Here is a 12,947-nt window from a genome sequence, read left to right on the forward strand (position 1 = left end):
GCAGTGGCCTTACAGGGTGCGCTGGAACAGTTCGCGGCCGATCAGCATGCGGCGGATCTCCGACGTGCCGGCGCCGATTTCATACAGCTTGGCGTCGCGCCACAAGCGGCCGGTCGGATATTCGTTGATGTAGCCGTTGCCGCCCAGGATCTGGATCGCCTGGCCGGTCAGCCAGGTGGCCTTCTCGGCGGCGTACAGAATGGCACCGGCGGCATCCTGGCGGGTGGTGCGGCCCTGGTCGCAGGCGCGCGCGACGGCATAGACGTAGGCGCGGCACGCGCCCAGCCCCACGTACATGTCGGCAATCTTGGCCTGGATCAGCTGGAAGCTGCCGATCGGTTCGCCGAACTGGTGGCGCTCGTGCACATAGGGCATGACCACGTCCATGGCCGCGGCCATCAGGCCCAGCGGGCCACCAGAAAGGACCACGCGCTCGTAATCCAGGCCGGACATCAACACGCGCACGCCACCACCGACCTGGCCCAACACGTTTTCTTCGGGAATCTCGCATTCCTGGAACACCAGCTCGCAGGTGGGCGAGGAGCGCATGCCCAGCTTGTCCAGCTTCTGCGCGGTGGAGAAGCCCTTCATGCCCTTCTCGACCAGGAACGCGGTGATGCCCTTGGCGCCAGCCTCCATGTCGGTCTTGGCATAGACCACCAGCACGTCGGCGTCAGGGCCGTTGGTGATCCACATCTTGTTGCCGTTGAGCACGTAGCGATCACTGCGCTTGTCGGCGCGCAGCTTCATCGACACCACGTCCGAACCGGCACCCGGCTCGCTCATCGCCAGCGCGCCGACCAGGCTGCCGTTGCACAGGCCGGGCAGGAAGCGCTGCTTCTGTTCTTCGTTGCCGTTCTTGCGCAGCTGGTTCACGCACAGGTTGGAGTGCGCGCCATAGGACAGGCCGATGCCGCCGGAGGCACGCGAGATTTCTTCCATCGCCACCACATGGGCCAGGTAACCCATGCCGGTGCCGCCGTATTCTTCTTCCACGGTGAGGCCGAGCAGGCCCTGTTCGCCCAGCTTCGGCCACAGGGCCAGCGGGAACTGGTTGCTGGCATCGGCCTCGGCGGCCAGCGGTGCGACCTCGGCGGCGGCAAAATGGGCCACGCTCTGGCGCAGCAGGTCGATGTCTTCGCCAAGGTCGAAGTTCAGGGATGGCACGTGCATTGTGGTGGCTCCACGGCGGGATGGCAGGAAATGGACGCACCCGGCGGGGGAGCGGGCGGCGGTCTGCAGGACCGCTGCCCGCACGGGCGATTGGACCCCAGCGTAGCGGGGTTCGGGTAAGAAGTGAATACAAATTCAAAAATTGAAACTAGAATCAAAACATGGCCTACAAACGCTCTGCACTGATGGAAGAACGCCTGGCCGGGGCCCGTGAACGGATCCTGCTGGCCACCCGTGAGCTGGTCGCCACCGGGGGCTGGCGCAATGCCCCGGTGACCGCCGTGGCGACCCAGGCGGGGGTGTCCACCGGCCTGATCTACCGGCACTTCCCGTCCAAGGCCGAGCTGTTCGTGGAGGTGCTCAACGCCGCGGTGGCCCACGAGGTCGCGATCATGGAGCGCATCGCCAGCGGCCCGGAGGTGGCCAGCGAGCGCCTGCGGTTGGCGATCACCGCCTTCGTCCGCCGCGCCCTGGCCGGGCCGGGGCTGGCGCATGCCTTCATCGTCGAACCGGTCGACCCGGACGTGGAAGCCGAGCGCATGCGTGGTCGTCGTGCCTTCGGCGACGTGTTCCTGCGGCTGGTGGAGGAGGGCGTGGCCGCCGGTGAGCTGCCGGCGCAGGACGCGCATGTGGCCGCCGCCTGCCTCGTCGGCGCCTTCACCGAGGCGATGGTCGGCCCGACCGCGCCCAGCCGCGAAGCACACCGCGACGAAGACGCACTGGTGGATGCGATCTGCAGCTTCTGCCTGCGCGCGATCGGCGCCCGGTAATCCGGTAGAGCCGGCCGCTGGCCGGCTTCTGCACGATCCATCCGGCGGGCTGGCGATGCCGGGCAGCGGCCGGCACTACCGGGTCCGAATGCTGCGCCGCACCAGCAGTGACGCCTGTTGTCGCACGCAAAGCGCGTTCTATACTCGGTCCATCACGCAGTCGCTCAGCCGTGGTCCAACGACTATCAGCCAGGGGTAACGAAGAGTGCGGAATTACGATCTGGAGTTCCTGAAACGCTTCTCCATGGTGATCGCGCTGCTGGCGACCATCACCCTCGGCCTCATCCTCCTTGCCGCATACATCCACACCCGGATTCCGCCCGAGGTGTCGCCGACCGCGGCCAAGCGCACCGAACAGCGCATCTCGCCCACCGGCGCGGTCTATGCCGGCAGCACCGGCGCCGCCGCGCAGGCTGCGGCCAAGGCCGCCGCGCTGGCCAAGGCCGCCTCGCAGGTGGCCTACGGCGGCACCAAGGACGGCAAGGTCATCTTCGACAACCTGTGCACCGCCTGCCACACCACCGGCGTGGGCATGGCGCCGACGCTGGACCATTCGCACTGGGACAAGCGCATCGCACAGGGCAAGGAGACCCTCTACAAGCACGCCATCGAGGGCTATACCGGCCCGGATGGCGGCATCATGCCGCCCAAGGGCGGCAACCCGGCGCTGACCGAGGAACAGATCCACGCCACCGTGGACTGGATGCTGGGCAACCTGAAGTAACCGGTAGTGCCGGCCGCTGGCCGGCAACCACGCATCGCACCAAGGTCATGAGGTTGCCGGCCAGCGGCCGGCACGACCCAGGCTTTGCCCACCAAGGTCAAAACCCTGCCCGCAGGCGGGGTTTCGCATTTCAGGGTTAGTCTGTGCGCCTCTTCCATGGAGTCGCCCGTCGATGCGCCGCCGTTCCCTCGCCCTTGCCCTGTCCCTGCTGCTGCCGGCCGGCGCCTTTGCCCAGGCCCAGCCGCAGGCCGCACCGGTCGCGTCGCCGTCCGCCGCGCGCAGCAGCGCCACCGTGGTGCTGACCACCGCGCCGGCCGACTGGCGTGCGCTGGATGGCCAGCGCGTGCGCATCGCCGCACCGCTCACCCTGGCCGGCACCGATGGCCTGGAGCGCTTTGGGCAGCTCACCGTGGCCTTCGATGGCCGCCTCTGGCAGCCGACCGAAGTGGCCGCGCCGGGTACTGCCGGCTATGAGCAGGTGATGGCCGACAACCAGCGCCGCCGCCTGCTGCTGGACGACGGCAGCGAAGCCCGCGACCCGGCCAGCGTGGCCTACCTGCCAGCCAACCCGGTGCTGCGCACCGGCATGCAGCTGCGCAATGTGGAAGGTGTCGTGCACGTGGACGCACAGGGCCGTCCGCGCCTGCAGGTCGAGGGTGCACTCACGTTGCCCGAGCTGAAGCGTCCGGCGGTGCCGACGGTGCCGGGCAGCCTGCATATCGCTGCATTCAACCTGGAGAACTTCTTCAATGGCGATGGCCAGGGCGGTGGCTTCCCGACCCTGCGCGGCGCGCGCACGCTGGAAGAGCACAAGGCGCAGGTCGGCAAGCTGGTGGCCACGGTCAACGCGCTCGGTGCCGACATCGCCGCGTTGATGGAACTGGAAAACGATGGCTATGGCCCGCAGTCGGCCATCGCCGAACTGGTCAGCGCCCTCAACGCCGGTCTTGCCGCCGACAAGCAGTGGGCCTTCGTCGATGCCGGCGAAGTGCCGGGCAGCAACCCGATCCGGGTTGGCATCATCTATCGCAGGAGCGCGTTCAAGCCGCTGGGCAAGCCGTTGACCAGAACCGACGGTCCGTTCGCCGAACACAGCCGCGCACCGCTGGCGCAGGCCTTCCAGGGCAAGGGCGCACCGTTCATGGTGGTCGCCAACCATTTCAAGTCCAAGGGCTGCCGTGATGCCAGCGGCGGCGATGCCGACCGCAACGATGGCCAGGGTTGCTGGAATGCCACCCGGGTGGAATCGGCAAAGCAGTTGAACCAGTGGGTGCAGGCCGAAGCTGGCCGCCTGAAGGTGAAGGACGTGGTGCTGCTGGGCGATTTCAACGCCTACGCGATGGAAGACCCGATCCGCACCCTGCATGACCTGGGCTGGCAGGACGCATTCAAGGTCGCCCAGGTCGAGCATCCTTACAGCTACGTCTACAACGGCTATACCGGCCGCCTCGACCATGCACTGCTGAGCCCGGGCATGGCCCAGCGCCTGCGCGGTGCCGCCGAGTGGCACAGCAATGCCGACGAACAGGACGCCAGCGGCTACCAGGGCCGCAACGTGCAGGGCCCGTGGCGCAGCTCCGACCACGATCCGTTGCTGCTGGGCTTCGATAAATAACGCCCAGCGCCGGGGTCGGATCCCATTCCAACGAAATGGGCTCTGACCCCGAGGCCGGGCTCACCCCCAGGCGATCAATCCAATCGCCAGCACCGCCAGCGCCAGCCCGGCGCGGTTCCACTTCGTGGTGGCCTCGCCGAAGGCGAACACGCCCACCAGCGCGCCCAGCACCACCACGCCGATGTTCATGCCGGCGAACACGGTGGCCGGGCTCTCCGGCATGGACTGATGCGCGTGCACATAGAAAAGAATGTTGCCGCCGTTGAGCAGGCCCAGCAGCGCGCCCGCACCGAGGTTGCGCCAGGCCAACCGGCTGCGGCCACTGGCGTGCCGCCACAGCTGAAGTGCCAGCATCAGCACGAAGGCCACGCTGAAGCTGGCCAGCACCGCCGCCATCGACGGCGTGCCGGACAGCGCCACCTGCTTGAGCAGCACGTCGACCACCGCGAACCCGGCCCAGACGCCCAGCAGCCAGCCCCAGCCGCCGGGTGAGGACGCCACCGCCGGGCCGCGCGGGCGCAGGCTGATCGCCACCATCGCCAGCAGGCCCAGGCCGAGACCGGCGAGCTTCCACGGCGTCGCAGTCTGGCCGAAGAACAGGAAGGCGGCGGCCAAAGACAGCAGCAACGACAAGCGCTGCGCCACGTCGCTGCGGACGATGCCGGCCACCGCCACCGCGCGGCCCAGCACCAGGAAGATCGATGGCAGCACCACCGCCAGTGCCAGCAGCGACAGCCACGGGGCATGTGGCGCGCGCAGTGCGTCCAGCGGCGGCTGCAGCACCACGGCGGTGAGCGTTGCCGCCACCAGATAGTTCCAGGTGACCATCTGCGAAACATCCAGCTGGCGGCGTCCGGCCACCTTCAACAACACCGAAACCAGCACGCTGCAGATCACGGCCAAGGACAGGTAGAGCATGGGGCGGGCACAGGGCAGGGGCAGGGGACGGTATCATGGTGCCATGCACAAGCCTTCGTTCCCCGTCGCCCCCGGCGAAACCGCCTGCCTCGAACTGGACGGCCCGGCCGGCCCGCTGGAAGTGGTCGTTGACCTGCCCAAGGCCGATGTGCCGGTGCAGCCGATCGTGGCCATCGTCTGCCATCCGCTGTCCACCGAAGGCGGCACCCTGCACAACAAGGTGGTCACCATGACCGCCACCACGCTGCGCGAGCTGGGCATCGCCACGGTACGCTTCAACTTCCGCAGCGTCGGCGCGTCGGCCGGTGAGTTCGACCATGGCGTGGGCGAGCAGGACGACCTGAAAGCCGTCGCCGCCTGGGTGCGCAGCCAGCGCCCGGACGACCGCCTGTGGCTGGCCGGTTTCAGCTTCGGCTCGTTCGTTTCTTTGAAGGCCGCTGCCGCGCTGCAGCCGGAAGCGCTGATCTCGATCGCGCCGCCGGCCGGTCGCTGGGACTTCGATGGCATCGCGCCGCCGGCGCGCTGGCTGGTGATCCAGGGCGAGCAGGATGAGATCGTCGACCCGCAGGCCGTCTACCAGTGGCTGGACACGCTGGACGTCCCGCATGAGCTGGTGCGCATGCCCGAGACCAGCCACTTCTTCCACCGCAAGCTGATCGATCTGCGTGGCGCGCTGACCCACGGCGTGAAGCACTGGCTGGGCGCGGCGGCATGAGTGCAACCGAGCTGACCCCGTCGCAGCGGTACGCGGAAGGGGTTGCCCGTGGCGACTGGCAGAACGACCCGGCCCAGCACGCAGCGCTGGCCGAACTGGACCGCATCCACCTGGGCCTGGTCGACAGCGCCGAAGACGGCTGGCTGGACCGCCTGTCCTCGTTCTGGAAGAAGCCCGAGCCGGTGAAGGGTCTGTACTTCTGGGGCGGCGTCGGCCGTGGCAAGACCTTCCTGGTCGACCTGTTCTACGACGGCCTGCCGATCAAACAGAAGTACCGCACGCATTTCCACCGCTTCATGCGCAGCGTCCACGAGCGCCTGCGTGAGCACCAGGGGCAGAGCGACCCGCTGGCGAAGATCGCCCAGGAATGGCGCAGCAACCTGCGCGTGCTGGTGCTGGACGAATTCTTCGTCACCGACATCGGCGACGCGATGCTGCTGGCACGGCTGCTGGAGCGCCTGTTCGCCGAGGGCGTGACCCTGGTGACCACCTCCAACACCGCGGTGGAGAACCTGTACCTCAACGGCCTGCAGCGCGAGAGCTTCCTGCCGGCCATCGGCCTGCTGCAGCGCTTCTGCGTGGAGCTGTACGCCGAGGGCACCGAGGATTACCGGATGCGCGCGCTGACCCGCTCGCCGGTGTACCGCGCACCGTTGGCCGCCGACAGTGATGAGTGGCTGGCCACGCGCTGGAACGAACTGAGCGGCGGCCAGCCGGCCAAGCCCGGCAACATCGAGATCGAAGGCCGCAAGATCCCGGTGCGCGGCCGTGGCAAGAGCATTGCCTGGTTCGATTTCGCCGCGTTGTGCGAAGGCCCGCGTGGCCCGTCGGATTACATCGAGATCGCGCACGAGTTCAACACCGTGCTGCTGGGCGGCATCCCCGCCTTCGACCGTTTGAACGAAGATGCCGCGCGCCGCTTCGTCAACCTGATCGACGAACTGTACGACCGCCACGTCAACCTGGTCTGCACCGCCAGTACCTCGCCGATCGAGCTGTACACCGGCCAGCGCCTGCAGGGCGCGTTCGAGCGCACCGCCTCGCGCCTGATCGAAATGCAGAGCGCCGAGTACCTGGGTACCCCGCACCGGGCGTGAGGGCGCCACCCAGGTAAATGCGTTGCCGGCCAGGGTTCCGGTAGTGCCGGCCGCTGGCCGGCATCCGCCGCGCGGTTACCGGGTCGGCGCCACCGCATTCCCACGCGGCCGCTCATCCGGCCCGGCCGACACATGCAGGCCCGAGCCATCGCCGTGCTCCACCCGCACGCTCTCGCCGCGCTCCAGCAGCCGCAGCGGTTGGCCTTGGTAGCGCACTTCCAGCGCGTCGTGGGTGTCGGCCAGCGACTGCACCAGCGGGCACAGCGCCTGCGCGCGGGCCTCGATGCGCTCGGCGCGGCCTTCCAGCTGCTGTTCCATCTGCGCGTCCAGGCGGTCGGCGCGTTCTTCCATCGCATCGCTGCGGCCGGTGAACACCTGCCACAGCACGCTGCGGGCGATGGACGCGGACAGCGACTCGGCCATGTCCTGCACCTTGGCCTCGAAGCCCGGCCCGAACACTGCCTGTTCCCAGTAACCCTTGCCCAGCGTGCCGCCGATCCAGTCATCGGCCTGCCGGCGCAGGCGCCGGACCTTGCGGCTGTTGGCGGTACCGGTGAGGCTTTCATAGACCCCGTCGAGCACGTCGAAGCTCAGTCCGCTCACTTCATGGGCCAGCGCCGTGGCCGCCGGCATCAGCTGCCGCGCCCCGGCCTCCATCTGCCGCAGGCGGGCGGCGTCGGCCTCGCTGACCGGCACGACCGTGTCGTCCAGGCTCAGCACGCCATCGTGGAACACCACCTCGTGCGGTGCCTGCGGGCCATGCCGCAGCCAGATGCCACCGCTGTCCACCAGCACGTCGTAGTCGGTATGAATGCCGCACTGGTCCGAACGCAGGTCCGGCCCTTCGGCGGCCAGCGCCGGGGCAATGAACAGGGCAGGCAGCAGGGCCAGCGCGGGCAACCGCAGGTGCATCGGAGCATCCTTTTCCGGGAGCGAGCGGCCAGCATCCGCTGCCAGCGCGCGGGCGTCACCGGCCGGAAGTCACCCGTCCACCGGATTTCCACCGGCTGCCCACCAACTATCCACAGGGTTGTCCCTAGCCAGTTTCATCACTGTCATGTGAAGCTGTCATTGTTCCGTTTCCGCGGTGCGTTGTACCACCGCGATGACGCCTTTCGGGCTTGACTGCGCAGCCCGTTCCGGCAGGTCTGAAGCGTCTGATCCGGGCGCCGATGGCACGATCCTTGCGGCGCAAGGGATTGCCGAATTTCACTACATTTGGCGTTGACGGACCCCATTACCCCCACTATCTTGTGGCCGTCGGTCGCAGCAACCCCAATTCCAGGGGGTGCCCGGGGTACCCATCCGCGATCGTCAACGGCAGTGGCAGGCGCAGGGTCTCATCCCCTGCGACGCCGTCCTGCCATCCTGGGCTGTCATGTCCCGGGCTGCGTCACCCGATGCATCGAGCACCCACCAATCACGCCAAGAGGACACACGCCGTGACCACCGAATCCAGCGCCACCATCGAGAAGGAAAGCGAATTCCTGTTGACGTCGCCGCCGACGGCCAACGCGATGAGTGTGACCAAGCGCAATGGCACGACCGAACTGGTGGACCTGAACAAGATCGTGCGCGCGGTGCAGCGTTCCTCCGAAGGCCTGCACGCCGTCGATCCGATGCGCGTGGCCACCCGCACCATTTCCGGCCTGTACAACGGCGCCACCACCCGCGAGCTGGACGAACTGTCCATCCGCACCGCCGCCCTGCTGATCGGTGAAGAGCCCGAGTACGGCCGCCTCGCTGCGCGCCTGCTGGCCAACTACATCGCCAAGGAAGTCTCGGGCCAGGAAATCTACGCCTTCTCGCAGTCGGTCAGCCGTGGCCATGAAGTCGGCCTGATCAACGACCGCCTGCTGAACTTCGTGCAGACCAACGCGCGCAAGCTCAACGATGCCATCGACATCTCGCTGGACCTGAACTTCGATTACTTCGGCCTGCGTACCCTGTACGACCGTTACCTGCTGCGCCATCCGCACACCCGCAAGGTGATCGAGACCCCGCAGCAGTTCTTCCTGCGCATTGCCAGCGCGCTGAGCGAGGATGTGTCCGAGACCCTGGCGCTGTACAAGCGCATGGGCAACCTGGACTACCTGCCGTCCAGCCCGACCCTGTTCAATTCCGGCACCACCCACGAGCAGCTGTCCTCGTGCTTCCTGCTGGATTCGCCGCAGGACTCGCTGGAGTCGATCTATTCCAAGTACGGCGACATCGCCCAGCTGTCGAAGTTCTCCGGCGGCATCGGCGTCAGCTATACCCGCGTGCGTTCGCGTGGTTCGCTGATCAAGTCGACCAACGGCCACTCCAACGGCATCGTGCCGTGGCTGAAGACCATGGATTCGTCCGTGGCCGCGGTGAACCAGGGCGGCAAGCGCAAGGGCGCAGCCTGCGTCTACCTGGAAACCTGGCACGCCGACGTCGAGGACTTCCTCGAGCTGCGTGACAACACCGGTGACGAAGCCCGCCGTGCGCACAACCTGAACCTGGCCAACTGGGTGCCGGACCTGTTCATGAAGCGCGTCGAGGCCGACCAGGAATGGTCGCTGTTCGATCCGCGCGTCGTGCCGGAGTTCACCGACCTGTTCGGCGAAGCCTTCGAGCAGGCCTACCTGCAGGCGGAAGCCCAGGGCAAGGCGAACCGCACCATCTCCGCGCGCAAGCTGTACGCCCGCATGATGCGTACGCTGGCCGAGACCGGCAACGGCTGGATGACCTTCAAGGACAAGTGCAACCGCGCCAGCAACCAGACCCTGCGTCCGGGCAACGTGATCCACCTGTCCAACCTGTGCACCGAAATCCTGGAAGTCACTTCCAACGATGAAACCGCAGTGTGCAACCTGGGTTCGATCAACCTGGGCAACCACTTCGACGAGCACAACGAGTTCGACTTCGAGAAGCTGGCCGAGACCGTGCGCCTGGCCGTGCGCCAGCTCGACCGCGTCATCGACCTGAACTTCTACCCGATCGAAACCGCCCGCCGCGCCAACCTGCGCTGGCGTCCGGTCGGCCTGGGCTGCATGGGCCTGCAGGACGTGTTCTTCCGCAAGCGCCTGCCGTTCGACAGCGCCGAAGCCCGCGCCCTGTCGAAGAAGATCGCCGAAGCAATCTACTTCCACGCGCTGGAAACCTCTTGCGAGCTGGCCCAGGAACGCGGCAAGCACCCGTCGTTCAACGACACCCGCGCCGCCGGTGGCGAACTGCAGTTCGACGCCTGGAACGTGGTGCCGGAAGACACCGCGCGCTGGGATGCCCTGCGTGCCCGCATCAAGGAGCATGGCCTGCGCAACTCGCTGATGATCGCGATTGCACCGACCGCCACCATCGCCTCGATCGCCGGCTGCTACGAGTGCGTCGAGCCGCAGGTGTCCAACCTGTTCAAGCGCGAGACCCTGTCCGGTGACTTCCTGCAGGTCAACCGCTACCTGGTGAACGAGCTGAAGAAGCTGGGCCTGTGGACCGCCGACATGCGCGACGCCATCAAGCTGGCCGAAGGCTCCATCGCCGGCGTGGCACAGATTCCGGAAACGCTGCGCGAGGTCTACCGCACCGCGTGGGAACTGCCGATGCGTTCGCTGATCGACATGGCCGCCGAGCGTGGTGCCTTCATCGACCAGTCGGCCTCGCTCAACCTGTTCATGGAAAGCCCGAACATCGGCGCGATGTCCTCCATGTACATGTACGCCTGGAAGCAGGGCATCAAGACCACCTACTACCTGCGTTCGCGCCCGGCCACCAAGATCGCCAAGACCACGGTGAGCGCTGCGGCCCCGGCCAAGGTATTCAGCCCGGACGAAGCCATCGCCTGCTCGCTGGAAAACCCGGAAGCCTGCGAGGCCTGCCAGTAACACACCGCCCGGTGGGTGCCGACCGTTGGTCGGCACTCGAACACCTCGCACCTGTAGAGCCGAGCCATGCTCGGCTGCGGAAAAACACCCACGGTAGCGCCGGGCCACGCCCGGCGGCTCACCCAGGAATTCAAGGAAACACCCATGGCCGACAAGCCCAAGCAGATGCTGCTCGATCCCGGTTTTGAACTGACCCTGCGCCCGATGCGCTACCCGCAGTTCTATGACATGTACCGGAACGCGATCAAGAACACCTGGACGGTGGAAGAGATCAACTTCCAGATCGACATCACCGACCTGCACAGCAAGATGTCGCCGGGCGAGCGCCACCTGATCCACCGCCTGGTCGCGTTCTTCGCCACCGGCGACTCGATCGTCTCCAACAACCTGGTGCTGAACCTGTACCAGCATCTCAATGCGCCGGAAGCGCGCATGTACCTGTCGCGCCAGCTGTATGAAGAAGCGCTGCACGTGCAGTTCTACCTGACCCTGCTCGACAACTACCTGCCGGATCCGGAAGAGCGCGCCAAGGCGTTCTCGGCGGTGGAGAACATCGACTCGATCAAGAAGAAGGCCGATTTCTGCTTCAAGTGGATCGACTCGATCCAGAGCCTGACCCGCATCGAGACCCGCGAACAGCGCCGCCAGTTCCTGCTCAACCAGATCTGCTTCGCCGCCTGCATCGAAGGCCTGTTCTTCTTCGCGGCCTTTGCCTACGTGTACTACTTCCGTTCGCGCGGCCTGCTGCCGGGCCTGGCCTCGGGCACCAACTGGGTGTTCCGCGACGAGAGCGCGCACATGGAGTTCGCGTTCGAGTCGGTGCGCGTGGTGCGTGAGGAAGAACCGGACCTGTTCGACGAAGAGATGAAGCAGCAGGTCTACGACATGCTGGCCGAAGCCATCGAATGCGAAGTGCAGTTCGCCGAGGACGTGCTGTCCGGCGGCGTGGCCGGCATCTCCACCCGCGACATGCGCCAGTACCTGCAGCACTGTGCCGACCAGCATTTCGCCAAGCTGGGCATGGAAAAGAAGTACAACGTGCGCAACCCGCTGCCGTTCATGGAACTGCAGGACGTGCAGGAGCTGACCAACTTCTTCGAACGCCGCGTATCGGCCTACCAGGTCGGCGTGCAGGGCGAAGTCGCCTTCGACATGAACTTCTGATCGAACCGGTCACATCTGTCGCAACGAAAAACCCCGGCCAACGCCGGGGTTTTTTGTTGGTAGCGCCGGGCCATGCCCGGCGGAGCCTGCCTGGTGCTACCGGCCGTCATGCTGCACGCGGGCCTTTGTAGAGTCGAGCTTGCTCGACTGCCGTTCGCGCAAAGCGGTCGAGCAAGCTCGACTCTGCAATCAGCGTCGCCCTTCCACCGCCATGCGTACCGCCAGCCCGGCCAGCACCGTGCCCATCAGCCAGCGCTGCACCACCTGCCAGGTCGGGCGCGCGGCCAGGAAACCGGCGATGCTGCCAGCGGTCAGCGCAATCATGCCGTTCACGGTCACACTCACCGCGATCTGGGTGGAGCCCAGCACGATCGACTGCATCAGCACACTGCCCTCGCCGTCCGGATGCAGGAACTGCGGCAGCAGCGACAGGTACATCACCGCCACTTTCGGGTTCAGCAGGTTGGTCAGGAAGCCCATCGTGAACAGTTTGCGCGGGCTGTCCTGCGGCAGTTCGCGCACCGCGAACGGCGAACGGCCACCGGGCTTGAGCGCCTGCCAGGCCAGGTACAGCAGGTACAGCGCGCCGCCGATGCGCAGCGCGTCGTAGGCGAACGGCACGGTCATCAGCAGGGCGGTGATGCCCAGTGCCGCACACAGCATGTAGAACACGAAGCCCAGCGCCACCCCGCCCAGCGAGATCAGGCCTGCCATCGGCCCCTGGCAGATCGAGCGTGAGATCAGGTAGATCATGTTCGGCCCGGGCGTGAGCACCATGGCCAGTGAAACCAGCGCGAAGGCCAGCAGGTCAGAAGTGGCGGGCATGGGCGGTCCTGGCAGTGGGCGTGGCGCAGTGTAACGCCTGCCGCAGGCGCGGCCTGCGCAGGCACCGCTGCCGGGTGACCGTTGCACGTGCATTCCGATGG

At 66.7% G+C, this 12,947-nt stretch carries 11 protein-coding genes; 7 read left to right on the forward strand and 4 right to left on the reverse strand.

The features are described from left to right. Positions 1–9: 9 nt before the first annotated feature. A complete protein-coding gene (locus ACX9OT_RS17620) occupies positions 10–1,173 on the reverse strand; it encodes an isovaleryl-CoA dehydrogenase (protein ID WP_049462813.1) in 1,164 nt (387 codons plus the stop codon). Positions 1,174–1,334: 161 nt separating this feature from the next. On the opposite strand from ACX9OT_RS17620, the gene ACX9OT_RS17625 reads away from it, so the two are divergent. From ACX9OT_RS17625 to ACX9OT_RS17635, 3 genes are all read left to right on the forward strand, one after another. Continuing rightward, entirely contained in the window at positions 1,335–1,943 is a 609-nt protein-coding gene (locus ACX9OT_RS17625; protein WP_005407661.1) for a TetR/AcrR family transcriptional regulator, read from the forward strand. Positions 1,944–2,148: 205 nt separating this feature from the next. Continuing rightward, positions 2,149–2,667 (forward strand): c-type cytochrome, encoded by a 519-nt coding sequence (locus ACX9OT_RS17630; RefSeq protein WP_149909497.1) that lies wholly within the window; start codon positions 2,149–2,151, stop codon positions 2,665–2,667. Between the two features lie 172 nt (positions 2,668–2,839). Continuing rightward, positions 2,840–4,282 carry an ExeM/NucH family extracellular endonuclease gene (locus ACX9OT_RS17635; RefSeq protein WP_277779349.1) on the forward strand — a complete coding sequence of 481 codons (1,443 nt, stop codon included), beginning with the start codon at positions 2,840–2,842 and terminating at the stop codon, positions 4,280–4,282. Positions 4,283–4,342: 60 nt separating this feature from the next. On the opposite strand, the gene ACX9OT_RS17640 is transcribed toward ACX9OT_RS17635, so the two are convergent. After that, positions 4,343–5,200 carry an EamA family transporter gene (locus ACX9OT_RS17640; RefSeq protein WP_032128214.1) on the reverse strand — a complete coding sequence of 286 codons (858 nt, stop codon included), beginning with the start codon at positions 5,198–5,200 and terminating at the stop codon, positions 4,343–4,345. Positions 5,201–5,243: 43 nt separating this feature from the next. Between ACX9OT_RS17640 and ACX9OT_RS17645 the strand changes: the two genes are divergently transcribed. Both ACX9OT_RS17645 and zapE read left to right on the forward strand, forming a co-directional pair. Next, positions 5,244–5,915 (forward strand): alpha/beta hydrolase, encoded by a 672-nt coding sequence (locus tag ACX9OT_RS17645; RefSeq protein WP_049400585.1) that lies wholly within the window; start codon positions 5,244–5,246, stop codon positions 5,913–5,915. Next, the gene (zapE, locus tag ACX9OT_RS17650; protein ID WP_032128212.1) at positions 5,912–7,012 is read left to right on the forward strand and encodes a cell division protein ZapE; all 1,101 of its coding nucleotides are present in this window, start codon (positions 5,912–5,914) and stop codon (positions 7,010–7,012) included. The genes ACX9OT_RS17645 and zapE overlap by 4 nt, the downstream gene beginning before the upstream one ends. A gap of 75 nt (positions 7,013–7,087) precedes the next feature. Here zapE and ACX9OT_RS17655 read toward each other — a convergent pair whose 3' ends face one another. Next, positions 7,088–7,924: a DUF2884 family protein gene (locus ACX9OT_RS17655; RefSeq protein WP_149909496.1), complete on the reverse strand. Its 837-nt coding sequence runs from the start codon at positions 7,922–7,924 to the stop codon at positions 7,088–7,090. 530 nt (positions 7,925–8,454) lie between these two features. On the opposite strand from ACX9OT_RS17655, the gene ACX9OT_RS17660 reads away from it, so the two are divergent. Both ACX9OT_RS17660 and ACX9OT_RS17665 read left to right on the forward strand, forming a co-directional pair. Further along, entirely contained in the window at positions 8,455–10,857 is a 2,403-nt protein-coding gene (locus ACX9OT_RS17660) for a ribonucleoside-diphosphate reductase subunit alpha (RefSeq protein ID WP_149909495.1), read from the forward strand. A gap of 144 nt (positions 10,858–11,001) precedes the next feature. Next, positions 11,002–12,021, forward strand: coding sequence for a ribonucleotide-diphosphate reductase subunit beta (locus tag ACX9OT_RS17665; RefSeq protein ID WP_005407669.1), 1,020 nt, complete (start codon positions 11,002–11,004; stop codon positions 12,019–12,021). A gap of 189 nt (positions 12,022–12,210) precedes the next feature. Here ACX9OT_RS17665 and ACX9OT_RS17670 read toward each other — a convergent pair whose 3' ends face one another. Beyond that, positions 12,211–12,846, reverse strand: coding sequence for a LysE family translocator (locus ACX9OT_RS17670; RefSeq protein ID WP_032128209.1), 636 nt, complete (start codon positions 12,844–12,846; stop codon positions 12,211–12,213). Positions 12,847–12,947: the final 101 nt, after the last annotated feature.

This window comes from Stenotrophomonas genospecies 3 (assembly GCF_054473855.1).

Coding starts and splice junctions, on each gene's coding strand:
- ACX9OT_RS17620 (WP_049462813.1), bottom strand. CDS start 1,173: ATGCACGTGCCATCCCTGAACTTCGACCTTGGCGAAGACATCGACCTG.
- ACX9OT_RS17625 (WP_005407661.1), top strand. CDS start 1,335: ATGGCCTACAAACGCTCTGCACTGATGGAAGAACGCCTGGCCGGGGCC.
- ACX9OT_RS17635 (WP_277779349.1), top strand. CDS start 2,840: ATGCGCCGCCGTTCCCTCGCCCTTGCCCTGTCCCTGCTGCTGCCGGCC.
- ACX9OT_RS17640 (WP_032128214.1), bottom strand. CDS start 5,200: ATGCTCTACCTGTCCTTGGCCGTGATCTGCAGCGTGCTGGTTTCGGTG.
- ACX9OT_RS17645 (WP_049400585.1), top strand. CDS start 5,244: ATGCACAAGCCTTCGTTCCCCGTCGCCCCCGGCGAAACCGCCTGCCTC.
- zapE (WP_032128212.1), top strand. CDS start 5,912: ATGAGTGCAACCGAGCTGACCCCGTCGCAGCGGTACGCGGAAGGGGTT.
- ACX9OT_RS17655 (WP_149909496.1), bottom strand. CDS start 7,924: ATGCACCTGCGGTTGCCCGCGCTGGCCCTGCTGCCTGCCCTGTTCATT.
- ACX9OT_RS17665 (WP_005407669.1), top strand. CDS start 11,002: ATGGCCGACAAGCCCAAGCAGATGCTGCTCGATCCCGGTTTTGAACTG.
- ACX9OT_RS17670 (WP_032128209.1), bottom strand. CDS start 12,846: ATGCCCGCCACTTCTGACCTGCTGGCCTTCGCGCTGGTTTCACTGGCC.